A 14,814-nucleotide genomic window follows, 5' to 3' on the forward strand; every position below is an offset into this window, starting at 1 on the left:
TGGTACATGCGGGACGAAGCCGCCACCCTATGGAGGTCGCGCCCACCCGCCGCGGTAGGAGATCGGAAATCGAACTACCGCTATGATGCGGTAGCTGATTGGCGGGCCCGGATCACGTTGCGCTCACGTCGGTGATGGCCCCGAGCAAAGGCCTCCGGCGCTTCCTGAGGCAGGTTGTGACCGATGCCGCCACTGATCAGCCGGTGCTCATATTTGCCCCGAGAACATCCGCGCGTAGGCGCTGGCTTCCGGGTGCGGCGCACCGTTGGCGTAGCCTTCGAGCGTGATTGTCGACGCGGCGATCACAGGCGCCTGCGCGAGCCGCTGCTCCAGCGCGTCGCATCGTGTTTCGCCGTTCGAAATGACCTGTTCCAATTGGGTGCAGGCCCGATTGCCGCTCTCTGCGATCTCAGGGCTACGTCGGGGTCGGCATTTGCCGAATGCGAAGGTCTGACCATAGCTGACTTCCGCCCGGACCAGAGCAGGAACTTTTGCGCCGCTCTCCAGTCGCCAATCTTGATGCTCACATTCGGGAAAGTGGCCGTTTAGCTGTGTCGGTGGACGATTACGTTCAGAATATTGTGGCTGTTGGCCGCAGACGGCTCGCCATAAACGCATGTCTTAATTTCCAAACGTCATTTTTGGCAAAGCCGATGTAGGCATACGGCCCATTCCAGCGCGAAGTGTCGCGTCCAATTAGCAGGCAACGGTCACGCCCGCTGGTTTCGAGTGCCATTGCGCAGAGCTGTGCGCTCGCCACGGCGGGGTCAGTTCAGGCGGGTAGACATGGAACAGAATGACCGTTCCGCGGTTGGCCGGCAGCGTTACGGTGATGGTCGCCGTCCGGTCGCTCTCGTACGTCGGCGAATAGTCGCATTACGGTGCTGGTCAAGCGCTCTGACGATTTCAGCCTGTTTCTCGGGATCGAACACCCGTAGCACATCAACCATTCAGTCTCACTGGACGGCCCAAGGGAATGGCCGCAGCGCGTTGAAATCCCGGAAACTTCGGCAAACCGATACCAAGGTATAATGCGCGCCAAAGATCGAGTGGCGCATTCTGGGATCGAGGAGATTTTCGATGCTGACAGCAGACGGGCCGATTGCGCCGACCGACCCGCGCATTGCCGAGGAGATCGAACGACGCGTCGCAGAGCGGACGGCCGAGCTCTCCGCCATCAGTGAGGATTTGCGGCGCCAGCTTTCCGAGCGGCACCGTGACCACGAAAATCCGCACCTCCGGGAAATCTTGCTGAAATCCTTCATCGACGGCATTGGGGCACCGGTCACGCTATGCGCGCCAACCGGCGAAATGGTGGCGGTCAACCGGTTCGGCCAGGAATACCACCGCAAATCCGTCGAAGAGATCATGGACTGGACCTCGGGCGAAATGATATTCGCCGCTGATTTGCCGCGTGTGAAAGCGGCATGGCAGCGATCGATCGAGACCGGCGAGCCCTATGATGTCGAGGTCCGTGCCCGCCGGGCCCACGGACCCTATCGCTGGATGCGTCTCCATGGATTTCCGGTTCGCGATTCCGATGGCAGCATCCTGCGGTGGTGCGTGCTGCATCTGGATATTCATGACAGCAAGTCGGCCGAAGAAGCTCTCGCGGCCAGCGAGCGCAATCTCAAACTGACCATCAACACGATGCCGGCGATGGCCTGGACCGCCGATACGAGCGGGAATGTCGAGTTCTTCAACGACAATTTCCTGGATTATGTCGGCCTGCCGCTCGACCGCATGCTCGACGACAGCTGGAAGCAGGCCGTACACCCCGACGATGTCGATGATCTGCTTGAGACTTGGAAAGTTGTCATGGCCGCCGGCCGGACCGGCGAGACCGAGGCGCGACTGCGGCGCTTCGACGGCACCTATCGCTGGTTCCTGATGCGGGTCAGCCCCCTGCGCGATGAATCCGGAAAGGTCGTGCGGTGGTACGGCATCAACACCGACGTCGATGCTTGGCGGCAGACTGAACGGCAGCGGCAGCAGGCGGAGGATTCCCTGCGCGCCAGCGAATTGATGCTGGGATCGATGCTGGACAGCATCGCTGCGCCGATCGGCTTCTTCAATTCCGACGGCGAGCTGGAGGCGGTCAATCATCTGGTCGGCGATTATTTCGGCAAGAGCTTCGAGGAGGTCTCCCAGTGGGAGAACATCGTGCATCCGGATGATCTGGTCGCCTCGCAGGCCGCCTGGCAGCGGGCGATTGAGACCGGCGCGGCCTATGAGCACGAGGCCCGCATCCGCCGCGCGGACGGCGAGTATCGTTGGAATGATCATCGCGGCTATCCGATGCGGGACGCCGAAGGCCGCATCGTGCGCTGGTGCGTACTGCAGATCGACATTCACGACCGGAAGCAGGCCGAGGCCCGTCTGGCCGCAAGCGAACGGAATCTCGATCAGATCATCAGCGGGATTCCCGGTTTGGCATGGACCGCTCTTCCCGATGGCCATGCAGACTTCTTGAATCAGCATTATCTCGACTATGTCGGACTTTCACTTGAACAGGCGCGGGGCGTCGGCTGGATGGTGGCCCTTCACCCGGACGATCTGGAGCATTTGATCGCCGATTGGCGCGCCATGATGTCGGAGCGTCGTGGCGGAGAGTCCGAGGCGCGAATCCGCCGATATGATGGGGAATATCGGTGCTTCCTGTTTCGCGCCAGCCCGGTGCTGGATGATGCAGGCAACGTCGTACGCTGGTTCGGTGTTAATACAGACATCGAAGACCTGAAGCGCGCCGAAGCGGCCATGCGGGCGAGCGAGCTCAATCTGCGACAATTGACAGAAACCATTCCCCAGATGCTCTGGAGTGCTACGGCGGATGGCTCGATAGACTACTGCAACAAGCGGCTGCTGGAGTTCACCGGCTTCACCCCCGAAGAAGCGATGGGTACCGGCTGGGCGAAGATGCTGCACCCGGACGACGTCGAGCCAACGGTGAGGGCTTGGCTGCACTGCATCGCAACCGGTGATCCCTATCGGGTCGAGGTGCGGACGCTGCGGGCGTCGGATCAGACCTATCGATGGCTGTTGACCAGTGCGCTGCCGCTGCGCGACACAGACGGCCGCATCCTCAAATGGCATGGTGCCTGCGCGGACATGCACGACTGGAAACAGGCCCAAGACGAGCTTCGTGATGCCCAGGCCGAGCTCGCGCATATGACGCGGGTAATGACCATGGGCCATCTCACCGCTTCGATCGCCCATGAACTCAATCAGCCGTTGGCCGGCATCATCACCAATGCCAGCACGTGCTTGCGCATGCTGGCAGCCGATCCACCCAACGTGACAGGTGCGCGAGAGACCGCACGACGAACCATACGAGACGGCAACCGGGCTGCGGATGTGATCGCCAGGCTGCGGTCGCTCTTCAGCAAGAAGGACCCGGTCATCGAAGCGGTGGATGTGAACACGGCCACGCAAGAGGTTATAGCGCTGACGTTGACTGAGTTGAAGAAGGCCAACGTGAGCTTGCGCGTGCAACTGGCCGAGGCGCTCCCATCTGTGGAGGGAGACCGTGTCCAGCTTCAGCAGGTGATCATGAACCTGATCTTGAATGCCATGCAGGCCATGGACGGTATCGCCGACCGGTCCAAGGAGCTGGTCGTGGCGACGGAGCGCGACGGTTGCGACGCCGTGCGCGTCGTCATCCAGGATGCAGGCGTGGGTTTCGAGGCCGCAATCGCCGAGAAGCTCTTCCATCCGTTCTATACGACCAAGAGGCACGGCATGGGGATCGGTCTCTCAGTCAGCCGGTCGATTGTCGAGAACCACCAGGGCCGGCTCTGGGCCGAGCGGAATGACGGTCCCGGCGCTACGTTTATTGTCTCAATCCCGTCCGGGGATGCTGGCGACGGTGCGGAGGTGAACGCATGACGCAACGCCGGAGGTTCATCGCTGTGATCGATGACGACGAATCGGTACGCGAGTCGGTTCCGGACCTGCTGCGCGAGTTCGGCTACGAGGCGGGCGGATTTTCGTCGGCTGAAGAGTTTCTAGCATCGGATAAGCTCAGGCAGGCTGAGTGTCTGGTGCTCGATATCGCGATGCCGGGAATGTCCGGGCTTGATCTCCAGCGCGAACTGAGCCGGCGGCAGCTGCAGATTCCGATCGTTTTCATCACAGCGCATGGCGATGGGGCGGTACGGCTCCGACTTCATGAGCGCGGCGCTGTCGATTGTCTGCTGAAACCGTTCAGCGATACGGCCCTGATGGAGGCGCTGCAGGGCGTGCTTCGATCGAAGTGATTCGCCTGTCTTGTGTCTGCAAGGAAAGGGAGGCTTAAAATGCATGGGCGCGTGGAGGTCAACGTGCCGGGTGCAACGGCGGTGGACAGCCATGCCGGATGCTACTCCGACAGTCAATATGGTGGATGATGACATCTCCGTCCGCGAAGCACTGGAGGGGCTAAGAGGGTTGGCGGCCGACCGCCTTCAACCCTGATGTCGGCGGTTTCACCGCTTGGCTGATAAATTTTTAGGTTATCGGGCCCGTCTGAATATCTGCCTGGCCGGGTCGGCTGAGAATCGCGAATTCATCGGTCCACAGATCAAGGTCATAGCGCTCGACGGCCGGATCGCTGCCGAGGTGGGGGCGGCGCATCGCCCCAACGACAGGAGCTTCTTGCGCAGCGTCTCTTCATGAGTTGCGCGGTTGCCCAGAAAGCGAGGCGGGGAGCTCAGGCAGCGCCGAGGCCCGTGTCGTGGGCATGCTGCACGATCCGCGATTGCGGTCGGGATGAGCCATCGCCATGCGGAAGCCCACCGGACCGCCGTAATCCCGCATGAACAGGCTGTAACGGGGAGAGTGCCAGAACCTCGGTGAAGCGGGTAATGACCTCAGCTAGGTGGTCGAAAGTGTGGCCAAACGCGTTGGGGACAGGCGCAGCGCTATGGCCAAACCCGGGATAGTCCGGCTCGACCAGATGATAGCGGTCCGAGAGTCGCGCAAGCAGCGGCTGATACATGCGCGACGGCAATCCGTGGAGGAGCAGGATCACCGGCGCATCGCGGTCTCCTGCTTCGCAGTCGAAGATCGGAAGACCATCGACCGAAAATCGTGCGGTAAATGATCGGATGCGCCATCGGATCACATCCCGCTTACGTCGATGATGGCCTGCGTGAAGGCTTGCGGCGCTTCCTGGGGAAGGTTGTGGCCGATGCCGCCCGCGATCAACCGATGCTCGTACTTGCCGGAGAACATCTTCGCATAGGCGCTGGCCTCCGGATGCGGCGCACCATTGGCGTCGCCTTCGAGCGTGATTGTCGGCACGGAGATAACGGGCGCCTCAGCGAGCCGCTGTTCCAGCGCGTCGTATCGCGCCTCGCCTTCCGCCAGCTCGAGCCGCCAACGGTAATTGTGCATCACGATATCGACATGATCCGGATTGTCGAAGGACGCCGCACTGCGCTCGAAGGTGGCGTCGTCAAAGTTCCATTGCGGCGAGGCAAGCTGCCAGATCAGCCTTGCGAAATCGCGCGTGTATTTCTCGTAGCCCGCCCGGCCACGGTCGGTGGCGAAGTAGTACTGGTACCACCATTGAAGCTCAGCCTTGGGCGGCAGCGGCGACTTGCCGGCCTGCTGGTTGCCGATCAGGTAGCCGCTGACCGAGACCATCGACTTGCAGCGCTCCGGCCACAGCGCGGCAATGATGTTTGCCGTGCGGGCACCCCAGTCGCAGCCGCCTATCGTGGCCTTCCCGATGCCGAGCGCATCCATCAGGGCGATGACGTCGGATGCGATTGCCGCCTGCTGGCCATTGCGCGGCGTTTCGCCTGACTGGAACCGCGTCGTGCCATAGCCACGCAGGTGAGGTACGATCACGCGATATCCCTTGGACGCCAGCAACGGAGCGACCTCGACGTAAGTATGGATATCGTAGGGCCAACCGTGCAGCAGGATGACAGGCGCGCCGTCGGCTGGTCCCAGTTCGACATAGCCGACATTCAGGACGCCGGCGTCAATCTGCTTCGGTGCGCCAACCGAGTTGTGTGTTGTCTGCATCGCTGACGCGGTCGTCTTGTCGGCTCCGCCGGGTGCGGCCTTCGCGGCCGTGCTCACACCGAGTTCGGCGATCGCGAGGGTCATTGCCGCCGCGCCGATTATGTGGCGACGGCGCTCATCGATCCTGTCGGAAACACTGTCCATGGTGATGCCTCTCCTGTGGCAGGACTAATCTCGATTTCCTTGGCATGCCTGATCAAGATCCGAGCCGCTGGTCGCCATCAATGTCGCATGTCGCGCCAGTCGACGCCCCATCACGACGGCTTTCATCGTGATGTCTCCTTAGCGGCCTTCTCGATCAGCCGCGCCACGGCTTCAGGGTGCGACACCATCACCAAATGCGAGGCGCCCTTGATGACCACGGTATCCCGTGAGCGGGCCCGAGCAGCCATGAATGCTGAGGCTTCCGCCGGTATGTTCTTGTCACCGGCCCCGTAGATGAACCAGGTTGGAAACTCTTTCCACGCCGCTTCAGTTTGGATTTCGTTCAGCGCCGCTTCTTCAATGGGCCTCTGCGCCGCGGCCATCAACCTGGTTTCGGCCTCGAGGACGTCGGCGGCGAACTGCCCGTGGAACCTGTCCTGCCGGATGTAGAGATCCTTGCCTCCGCTTGACAGGCTGACTGGCGGCGAGAGGGCCGGACCGAGCGTGCTGCCGGGATACTGGGCGGCAAGTTGCGCGGCTGTCTCGCCCGCATCCGGCGCGAAGGCGGCGACATAGACCAGCGCCTTGACGTTGGCGTGGCCTTCGGCCGCCTCACTGATGACCGAGCCGCCGTAGGAATGCCCAACGAGAACGACAGGCGATTTGATGGAGCCAAGGATGTCGGCGACGTAGCCGGCGTCGTTTTTGACCCCACGTAGCGGATTGGCGACAGCTACGACGGGATAGCCATCCTTCTCGAGGATTTTGACGACGCCGTTCCAACTCGACGAATCCGCGAACGCACCGTGAACCAGAACGATGGTGGGTTTGTCGGCCTGCGCATATGCATTGCCGAACGAGGCGCCGGCGATCGCCAAGGCTGCGAGCAGTGTTTTCATCTGAATGTCCCTTCATGCTTGAGGTATCGCGCGAACCGCGCGGAGACGTAGGCGTGCCTCCTCGGTGTGGACGAGCCTGGGCGTCCAACCCATGCCCCCAGGGCTTTGCCTATTGCGGCAGGGGCTTTCCGGTCTGCTCCGCCGCCATGTAGGCGGCGTACCAGTCCGGCCAATTCTCATCACGCTCGCCGCCGCTCCGCTGCTCGTGCTCGCCGTGGGCGACCGACGCGCGCCGCATCGCGGCAGCCAGATCCGCTTCAGAGGCGAAGCTTGTCGAATTGCCGTCGATCCGGCCAGGAAGCCGAGCAATGATTTCCTGCAGCACCCAGCCGTTGCCGTCAGGATCGCTGAACGTAGCATACGAGACGTAGCTGCGCCCTTCAGGATCGCGACCGCTGATCGCGGGCTGGCCCGGTCCGGCGCGATGGAACACCTCGCTGACCTCAGCGCCGTGAGCAATGAGGTCGGCACGCGCCGCCTCGATGTCAGAGACGACGAGAAAGAGGCCCTGCGCCGAGCCCGGACCGGCCGAAGTGATGCCCTTGCCGAAGTGGATCGAGCCTGATGAGCCGGGCGGAGTGAACTGAACGACCCGGAATACGTCGCCGACCACGAAGTCGGCATCAAGCCTCCAGCCTAAGCCGCCGTAGAAGTTCTTGGCGCGATCGACATCGGAGACAGGGACAGCGATCACTTCGAGCTTCATATCGAGGGATCGCGCGCTCGCTGTGCGGACTGCTGTTTCCAGCATTGTCTCGACCTGCCGCGCTTCAACCGTGGATGACATCGTCGTTCTCCTTCTCTTGGTTTTGTCACAAGGAGTATGTTGCCGCCCTACGCCGCCTCGGCGGACCGACCTGCCGGTCCGGCCCGCCGTTTTGAAATGTGGACGACCTGATGGCTGCCCTTCGGCTTCAGATGGACTGGCGCAGCGGGCGGAAAGCGTCTCTGAGCTCTGCGCTAAACACCGTCGGCTGTTCCCAGGCCGCGAAGTGCCCGCCCTTGGCGAGCCGGTTGTAGTGGATCAGCTTCGGATAGGCTTTTTCAGCCCAGCTTCGCGGCGCCTGATAAATCTCGTCCGGGAAGGCGCTCACGGCAACTGGAATCTTGATGCCGCGCGGATCGAAGAAACCCCCCGTCGGGAAATGTGCATTGTCCCAGTAGAGGCGCCCCGAGGAGATCGCCGTGTTGGTCAACCAGTACAGCGTGATATTGTCGACGATGTCATCCTTCGTCAGCCCTTCGGCGCTCCCATCAAAGACGCGCGTGATGAGCCTGTAACTGCGAATGTCGTGGTCAAGCATCCAGGCGGCCAGCCCGACAGGCGAATCCACGATGCCGTACAGCGTCTGCGGACGGTTGTTCATCTCGATCGCATATCCCAGCCCGTTTTTGTTGAAGTCGTCGAGCTGGCCGTAAGCACGCTTCTCGTCCGGCGAAAGGTCGGAGGGCGCAGCAGCCCCTGCCGCCAGTGCCTTGGAGATATCGGCGGGGACGGTTGCGGGCATGTTGGTATGGATGCCCAGCAATCCTGGCGGCTCCTGCAGAGCCATCTGCTCAGAGACGGCGTTCCCCCAATCGCCCCCCTGCGCCACGTATTTCATGTAACCGAGGCGCTGCATCAGCGTTGCCCATGCCTTGGCGATGCGGACGGGGGTCCATCCCGGCGCGATCGGCTTGCCCGAAAAGCCGTAACCTGGAAGCGAGGGGATCACGACGTGAAACGCATCGCCTTCGGTTCCGCCATGCGCGGTCGGATTGGTAAGCGGCTCGATGATCTTCAGCTGTTCTATGACCGAGCCAGGCCAGCCATGCGTCACGACAATCGGCAGCGCGTTCTCGTGCCTGGAACGCACGTGAATGAAGTGGATGTCCAGCCCGTCGATCTCCGTGATGAACTGCGGAAGCGCGTTGAGCCGGGCCTCCACCTTGCGCCAGTCGTAATCCTTCGCCCAGTGCCGCGCTAGTTTCTGAATCGTCGCCAGTTGCACGCCCTGCGTATCGTCAGCAACGGTCTCCTTGTCCGGCCAGCGGGTCGCCATCACCCGCCGGCGCAGATCGTCGAGGTCGCTGTCTCGGAAGTTGACAGTGAAGGGACGGATCAACCCTTCCGCCGCTTGGGATGTTCCGGGAAGCATGTTGGCAGCCCCGGCGGCGGCTGCGGCGGCAAGTAGTTCGCGTCGTGTCATGACGTCCTCCTGTCTAAATTGGATTTTTCGAATGCTGCTAACAGATCAACTGTCCGCGAAGGCGAATCCATCACACGATGGTATCGCCGATACTTTTGTATTGCTGGGCTACGAGGCGTCTGCTGTCCTTCATAAGGAGCAGCGAGGCCACGATGCGAGTTCGCTGGTCAACTGACCCGTACGGCATATGACCCGGGTCGGGTCTTACCAGGATCGCTATGCGGGCGTGGCTGGCGGGTAGGCAGCGAACCTCTTCCACGCGATGTCTTGCGGTCGGATGGCCAAGAGCAACTCCTCGCCAGGCTGATGTGAACAATGGCTCGCCGGGCATCGTGGAAATGGCAATCCTCGCTCTGTTGGTCAGAGCTCTGAGTCACGACGCGCGCCGAGCATCTCTGACCCCACGCATCAGGTTAAATCCGCGTTCAGTTGCGACGGCAAATCCTTGGATCGCTGGATCGAGAAATGCAGGCCGGCGAACGATCCGGACTCAGTGAAGCACCAGTCGACCGATCCGCCGAGTTCCTCAGCGAGGGTTCGGACCCGCCGCCGCTCAGGACGCTCCTGGGAGTCCGCCGCCGTCGAGCGGCTGCCTTTGACCAGGCAGCGCACATTGCCGCCCCATCCGCTCAAAATAATCTCGACAGCCTCTCGCCGGCCCTTCAGATTGTGGTGCGCTGCGCTGCGGACCAGCTCGGATAGGATCAGTCCCACCCGCCGGCAACAAGCGGCGTCTAGCCGTATCTCGTCCGTCTTGACGCTGAGCCGAACTCGCAGCTGCTCCGACAGAGCCGCACATATGCTTCCCACGTGGCCACCAAGGTCCATGGTCCCGTCATCAGTCGGAATCACCGGAGCCTGGCGGGCCGCGGCTTTTGCGCGCATCCGCTGCGCCGCCATGCTCAGTGCAAGCATTGCGACCGCGTGGCCGCGCAAGGCTGCCGATCGCACCTGGCGGGGTGTAGTGCGCGTACTGGTCGTGACAAGTTGCATGACGGATCCTTCGCAAAGTCCGCGCCATCGACGGAATTGTCGCGTGGTGCTGGATCCAGTCAGAGCAGAGGCGATCCTGCTGATCCATTGCCCCAAGGTATCGCCGATACCTAAGGCGAATACGCCCGGGCCGGATATGTCGGCCATCTTCACTTCGGGCTTGGCTAGATAACTCCCCACCGGACGATATCGTCGAGACGATAGTATCGCCGATACGTAGGTCCAATCGAAGTGCACGAACTTGAGCGGTAATTGACAAGCGTCTCGCAATTGTTTGCCAAAGGAGGTTTCAGTGGACGCCAAGACAACCGCTTCACAAATTTGCTTGGTCCGATACACGCCCGCTTGCTGGCGCGTCACCTTCAACAACCCGCCACTCAATGTCATGGGACCGGAGATGGTGCGGCAGTTCCAGGCCACGATCGACGCCATCGAGGCTGACGGTGACGTCAGGGTCGTGGTCTTCGACAGCGCGGCCGAAGACTTCTTCCTGAACCATTCAGACTTCATGGCTCCTCTGGAAGAGATGACCTCGATGTCACCCGGACCGACGGGCTTGCCGCCCTGGCCCGATTTCCTCGTGCGCCTTACGCGTGCCCCTGTGGTTTCGATCGCGCTGATCCGTGGCCGCGCGACTGGCAACGGCAGCGAGCTGCTGCTTTCCTGCGACATGAGCTTCGCCAGCAAGGAGAAGACGATCATCTCGCAGTGGGAAGTCGGCGTGGGCATGGTGGCCGGCGGCGGGCCGATGGCTCGGCTGCCTAACCTTATCGGGCGAAATCGCGCCATGGAGGTGCTGCTGAGCTCGGAGGACATTTCCGCCGACAAGGCGGAAGCCTACGGCTACATCAACCGGGCGCTTCCCGACGCTGAACTCGACGCCTACGTTGAAGCGCTCGCCACCCGCATCTCCGGCTTCGACAAGTGGGCCATCGGCCAGACCAAGCGGCTGGTGAATACCAGCTTGCCGCCGGATGTCGAACTCGGCGCCGGATGGGAGGCCTGTATCGCCTCGCTCGGGCGGCCCGCCGCGCAGAATGGCATCAAAACCCTGACTGCCAAAGGCTTCCAAACGCCCGGCGATGTTGAAAATCGGCTGGGGTTCCACCTCGGCGAGCTGGCTCGCTAGGCAATCACCAAACGTTCAGAAAGGATGACTCTCATGGATTTGCTCATGACAGCCAAGAAGCTGGCCGAGCGCGTAGAGGCTGAAGCAATCAAAGCCAAGATTCCGGTAGCCGTCTGCATTGTCGACGTCCATGGCAATCTCGTGCTCCAGCATCGCATGAACGGCGCCCCGCTGTTCTCACTCGAGATATCGGAGCGGAAGGCCTACACCTCGGCCCTGGTGCGGATGCGCACGATTGATCTGCTGACATTGGTGCAGCCTGGTCAATCGCTCTACGTGCTCCCTTCGGTTGGTGGCGGCCGCTTCTGCCCCATGGGTGGCGGCGTCCCGTTGACCGAGAAGGGCGAGGTGTACGCTGGTATCGGCGTCAGCGGCGGAACGGCCGAGGAAGACGTGGCTATCGTTGAAGCTGCTCTGCAGGAGCGCGCCCAGGTGGCTGCTTGATCGAAGAAGGATGAGTCTTGCTCGCCGGCCGCCCGGCGGGCAGACGCGACCCTGTGTGGCTTTTTGGCGGCGAGGCCGTGAAGTCAATAATCATTTGCCGTTCTACGCCCTGCACGTCTGGATTTTGATGGAGACAGGCTTCGTGAAACTCCACTGGCCACGCACGATCTGGCAACATCACCGATCGTCTTGGTGTCAGGGGCGCGAACATCTCCATCGACGGCGAGTGCGTCGATTTGAGGCCGAGGCAGCCATGAGCCGAGTTCGCAGGATCGCAATCGTCATCGTTGTCCTTTTCGTGACATCGCTGGCGGCTTCGTGGGGCTGGCAGTGGTTCACAATAGGCCGCTTCGAGGAAACGACTGACAACGCATATCTGCGTGGAGAGATCACCAGTATCGCTCCGAAGCTCGCCGGTTATGTGGTGGAGGTCGACGTGGACGACAACGCCAGTGTTTTGAAGGGCGCTGTCCTGTTTCGAGTCGACGACAATGATTATAGGGCCAAGGTGGAGCAGGCGAAGGCCAACGCCGCCGCCAGGAAGGCGGAAGTTGACAACATCGTGGCCACCTCTGCATTGCAGAAGGCCTTGATCGTGCAGGGCGAGGCGCAGAGGCAATCAGCTGCAGCCGATCTGCAGTTTGCGCACTCCAACCTCGACCGCTACGTCACCCTGCAGAGGAACGGGACCGCGAGCGATCAGAAGCTGCAAGATGCGCAGGCCGCTTATGACAAAGCAAAAGCATCGGTGGATGGCGCAGACGCCAATGTTTTGGCTCAAAGGCTGAAGTTAGACGTCCTGGGTGCACAGTTGGCCAGCGCGGAAGCAGCCCAATCACAGGCGCAGGCTGCGCTCGACCTAGCTATGCTCGACCTGTCCAGCACGGTGGTGAAGGCCCCGATCGACGGAATTGTTGGCAATCGTCAGATACGTGTCGGGCGATATGTCACTGCGGGTACTGCGGCGTTGGATATTGTTCCTGTAAAAGACGTTTGGATTGTCGCGAATTTCAAGGAAACGCAGCTAGAGCAGGTAAACATAGGGCAGCGGGTACGTGTGACTGTCGACGAGTATCCAGACCTCGAAATTGACGGCGTCGTCGACAGCTTCTCTCCCGGCAGTGGTGCGGCATTTAGCCTGCTGCCGCCAGACAACGCCACGGGAAATTTCATCCGCGTCGTTCAGCGCGTGCCGGTCAAGATCAGGATAATGCGCAACCCCTTGCCCGGCCGCCTGGTTCCTGGCCTTTCGGCTCGTGTTGCTATCGCCGTCAGCGCCGGAGACGCTTGGGCGGCGGCGCTGAAACCACAGACCGGTGGAATCGCGAACGGACAACCAATACAGTGACCCACCTTGTCGAAAAGCGGTCGGCGCAGCACCTTCTCGACGCGCGGCTGCGCGCTTTATCCGTAACAGGCGCTGTTGTACTGGCCGCGCTCATGGATGCGGTCGCATCCACTGCTCTGTCCATCGGCCGGATCGGCCTGCTTGGCGACACCCACGCAACGCCGGACGGACTGGCGATGATCGATATTGTTTTCATCGCCGCTAAGCTAACTTCCTTCTTTGTCGCTCCACTCCTTGTCAGAGCGGTCAGGCCTACTGCCTGCTTGCGCGCGGGGGCTGTCATCCTTCTTCTGGCCTCGGCTGCAATGACATTGTCGGCCGATCTCGTCTGGATTTGCGTCTGCCGCGTTGCCCAGGGGCTGGCCGGTGGCACAATCCTGGTCGCCGGCCAGACCTTATTGTTTTTCCGGTTTCCGCATCGACACCAGCCGGTCGTTCAGGCTGTTTTTGCTACAGGTGCCGTGATGGCTCCGACGACAGTCACGCCAGCTCTCCAGGGTTGGCTCGTCGACCATCTCACCTGGGACTGGATATTTCTGGCCAACATTCCGCTGGGCCTCGCCTCCCTTATCCTGCTGGCGGCGGAGGGTGACGCGACATTTTGGCGAGATGCCAAGCTTCCTATCCGCAGGGTAATTTTACTTGGCATCGGTACCACGCTTTTGACCTACGTCCTGCTGCAGGGCAGCAGGTTCAATTGGTTCGATGACACCGACATTGCTGTCCTTGCCGCGCTCGGTGTCATGTCTGTCGGCCTTCTGGCTATCGGCGAAATCGGGTTCCGTCCACGAGGCTCTTTGTTGCCGATCTCGCCACTTGGCGATCCGGACTTCCGCTTCGGACTTCTCGCCAGCCTGCTTGCTGGCTTTGCCCTTTCTGGCAGCGCCTATCTCATTCCCACTTTTGCCCTGACCATCCTCGATTTCACCGCCACGGGCGCGGGAGTGCTTCTGCTGCCTAGCGGAGCCGCGCTTGCGCTGGCACTTCTGCTGTCGGGCCTTCTCATCGAAAAGGCGGGGATACGTGCGATCATGCTTGCTCCATTCGGAATTTTGCTCTTCGCCGGAGCCATGTGGCTGCTGTCTGGTTCGACGAGCGGCAGCGGTTCGGCGGACCTGGCCGTTCCGTTGCTCCTGCGCGGATTCGGTCTTGGTCTTCTGTTCATGGCGTTGACGCTGGTCACTCTCCAGGGGCTTGCGGCCGGCGCGCTTCCGTTCGGCATTGGCCTGTTCAATTTTGGCAAGCAGGTTGGTGGTTTGGCCGGCACGGCCCTTCTGCAAACATATATTGATCACCAGAATGCCTATAACCGGACGATACTGGTTGCCCACGTTGTCAGTGGCGATCCCGCGGCTGACCAGCGCTTGAGGGCTGCTGCGAGCGCTTTGGCGTCAAACGGTATCGACAGCACTGCAGCGACAAAGGCCGCGGTCTTATTGTTGCAGCACGCGCTCGACAAGCAGGCCGCCGTTATCTCTTTCGATGAAGCTTTCCTCGCTTTCGTCCTGCTGTTCGCGGTCGTCGCGCCGTTTCTCATTCTGGCCAAGCGATTGCTCGGCCTCGGAGCCGTCAGGCGCAACCGGACAGCCGCGCATAAGCAAGCCATGCTTCGGTGATGCCATATCTACTGCGAAATTCCGGTTTCACACATTCATG

At 61.4% G+C, this 14,814-nt stretch carries 13 protein-coding genes and 1 pseudogene; 7 read left to right on the top strand and 7 right to left on the bottom strand.

Annotation, left to right across the window (positions count from 1 at the left end):
* Window positions 1–80: 80 nt before the first annotated feature.
* Window positions 81–354: pseudogene (locus tag LB557_RS05750) on the bottom strand (hypothetical protein); the annotation flags it as partial.
* 726 nt (window positions 355–1,080) lie between these two features.
* Between LB557_RS05750 and LB557_RS05755 the strand changes: the two are divergent.
* The 3 genes from LB557_RS05755 (at window position 1,081) to LB557_RS05765 (ending at window position 4,653) form a co-directional block, all read left to right on the top strand.
* Window positions 1,081–3,885 (top strand): PAS domain-containing sensor histidine kinase, encoded by a 2,805-nt coding sequence (locus tag LB557_RS05755; protein ID WP_224642821.1) that lies wholly within the window; start codon window positions 1,081–1,083, stop codon window positions 3,883–3,885.
* Window positions 3,882–4,256, top strand: a complete 375-nt coding sequence (locus LB557_RS05760; RefSeq protein ID WP_140502853.1) for a response regulator — start codon at window positions 3,882–3,884, stop codon at window positions 4,254–4,256. Before LB557_RS05755 ends, LB557_RS05760 begins: the two co-directional genes overlap by 4 nt.
* 214 nt (window positions 4,257–4,470) lie before the next feature.
* Window positions 4,471–4,653, top strand: a complete 183-nt coding sequence (locus LB557_RS05765) for a hypothetical protein (RefSeq protein WP_224642820.1) — start codon at window positions 4,471–4,473, stop codon at window positions 4,651–4,653.
* Window positions 4,654–4,687: 34 nt separating this feature from the next.
* Here the strand turns inward: LB557_RS05765 and LB557_RS05770 are convergent, their stop codons facing one another.
* The 6 genes from LB557_RS05770 to LB557_RS05795 all read right to left on the bottom strand — a co-directional run bounded on the left by LB557_RS05770 (window position 4,688) and on the right by LB557_RS05795 (window position 10,237).
* A complete protein-coding gene (locus tag LB557_RS05770) occupies window positions 4,688–5,008 on the bottom strand; it encodes an alpha/beta fold hydrolase (protein WP_224642819.1) in 321 nt (106 codons plus the stop codon).
* 89 nt (window positions 5,009–5,097) lie between these two features.
* Window positions 5,098–6,156, bottom strand: a complete 1,059-nt coding sequence (locus LB557_RS05775) for an alpha/beta fold hydrolase (RefSeq protein WP_224642818.1) — start codon at window positions 6,154–6,156, stop codon at window positions 5,098–5,100.
* A gap of 122 nt (window positions 6,157–6,278) precedes the next feature.
* Window positions 6,279–7,055 (bottom strand): alpha/beta fold hydrolase, encoded by a 777-nt coding sequence (locus LB557_RS05780; protein WP_224642817.1) that lies wholly within the window; start codon window positions 7,053–7,055, stop codon window positions 6,279–6,281.
* Window positions 7,056–7,164: 109 nt separating this feature from the next.
* Entirely contained in the window at window positions 7,165–7,806 is a 642-nt protein-coding gene (locus LB557_RS05785) for a VOC family protein (protein ID WP_224642832.1), read from the bottom strand.
* A gap of 163 nt (window positions 7,807–7,969) precedes the next feature.
* Complete coding sequence (locus tag LB557_RS05790; RefSeq protein WP_140502844.1) at window positions 7,970–9,244, bottom strand: epoxide hydrolase family protein; 1,275 nt, start codon at window positions 9,242–9,244, stop codon at window positions 7,970–7,972.
* A 408-nt stretch (window positions 9,245–9,652) separates the two neighbouring features.
* The gene (locus tag LB557_RS05795; RefSeq protein ID WP_224642816.1) at window positions 9,653–10,237 is read right to left on the bottom strand and encodes a hypothetical protein; all 585 of its coding nucleotides are present in this window, start codon (window positions 10,235–10,237) and stop codon (window positions 9,653–9,655) included.
* Between the two features lie 292 nt (window positions 10,238–10,529).
* Between LB557_RS05795 and LB557_RS05800 the strand changes: the two genes are divergently transcribed.
* The 4 genes from LB557_RS05800 (at window position 10,530) to LB557_RS05815 (ending at window position 14,774) form a co-directional block, all read left to right on the top strand.
* Window positions 10,530–11,366, top strand: a complete 837-nt coding sequence (locus tag LB557_RS05800) for an enoyl-CoA hydratase/isomerase family protein (RefSeq protein ID WP_140502841.1) — start codon at window positions 10,530–10,532, stop codon at window positions 11,364–11,366.
* A gap of 33 nt (window positions 11,367–11,399) precedes the next feature.
* A complete protein-coding gene (locus LB557_RS05805; RefSeq protein ID WP_140502839.1) occupies window positions 11,400–11,810 on the top strand; it encodes a GlcG/HbpS family heme-binding protein in 411 nt (136 codons plus the stop codon).
* A gap of 253 nt (window positions 11,811–12,063) precedes the next feature.
* Window positions 12,064–13,158: an HlyD family secretion protein gene (locus tag LB557_RS05810; RefSeq protein ID WP_224642815.1), complete on the top strand. Its 1,095-nt coding sequence runs from the start codon at window positions 12,064–12,066 to the stop codon at window positions 13,156–13,158.
* Window positions 13,155–14,774 carry an MFS transporter gene (locus tag LB557_RS05815; protein ID WP_224642814.1) on the top strand — a complete coding sequence of 540 codons (1,620 nt, stop codon included), beginning with the start codon at window positions 13,155–13,157 and terminating at the stop codon, window positions 14,772–14,774. The genes LB557_RS05810 and LB557_RS05815 overlap by 4 nt, the downstream gene beginning before the upstream one ends.
* Window positions 14,775–14,814: the final 40 nt, after the last annotated feature.

The organism is Mesorhizobium sp. BR115XR7A (genome assembly GCF_020165315.1).
Lineage (GTDB): Bacteria > Pseudomonadota > Alphaproteobacteria > Rhizobiales > Rhizobiaceae > Mesorhizobium > Mesorhizobium australicum.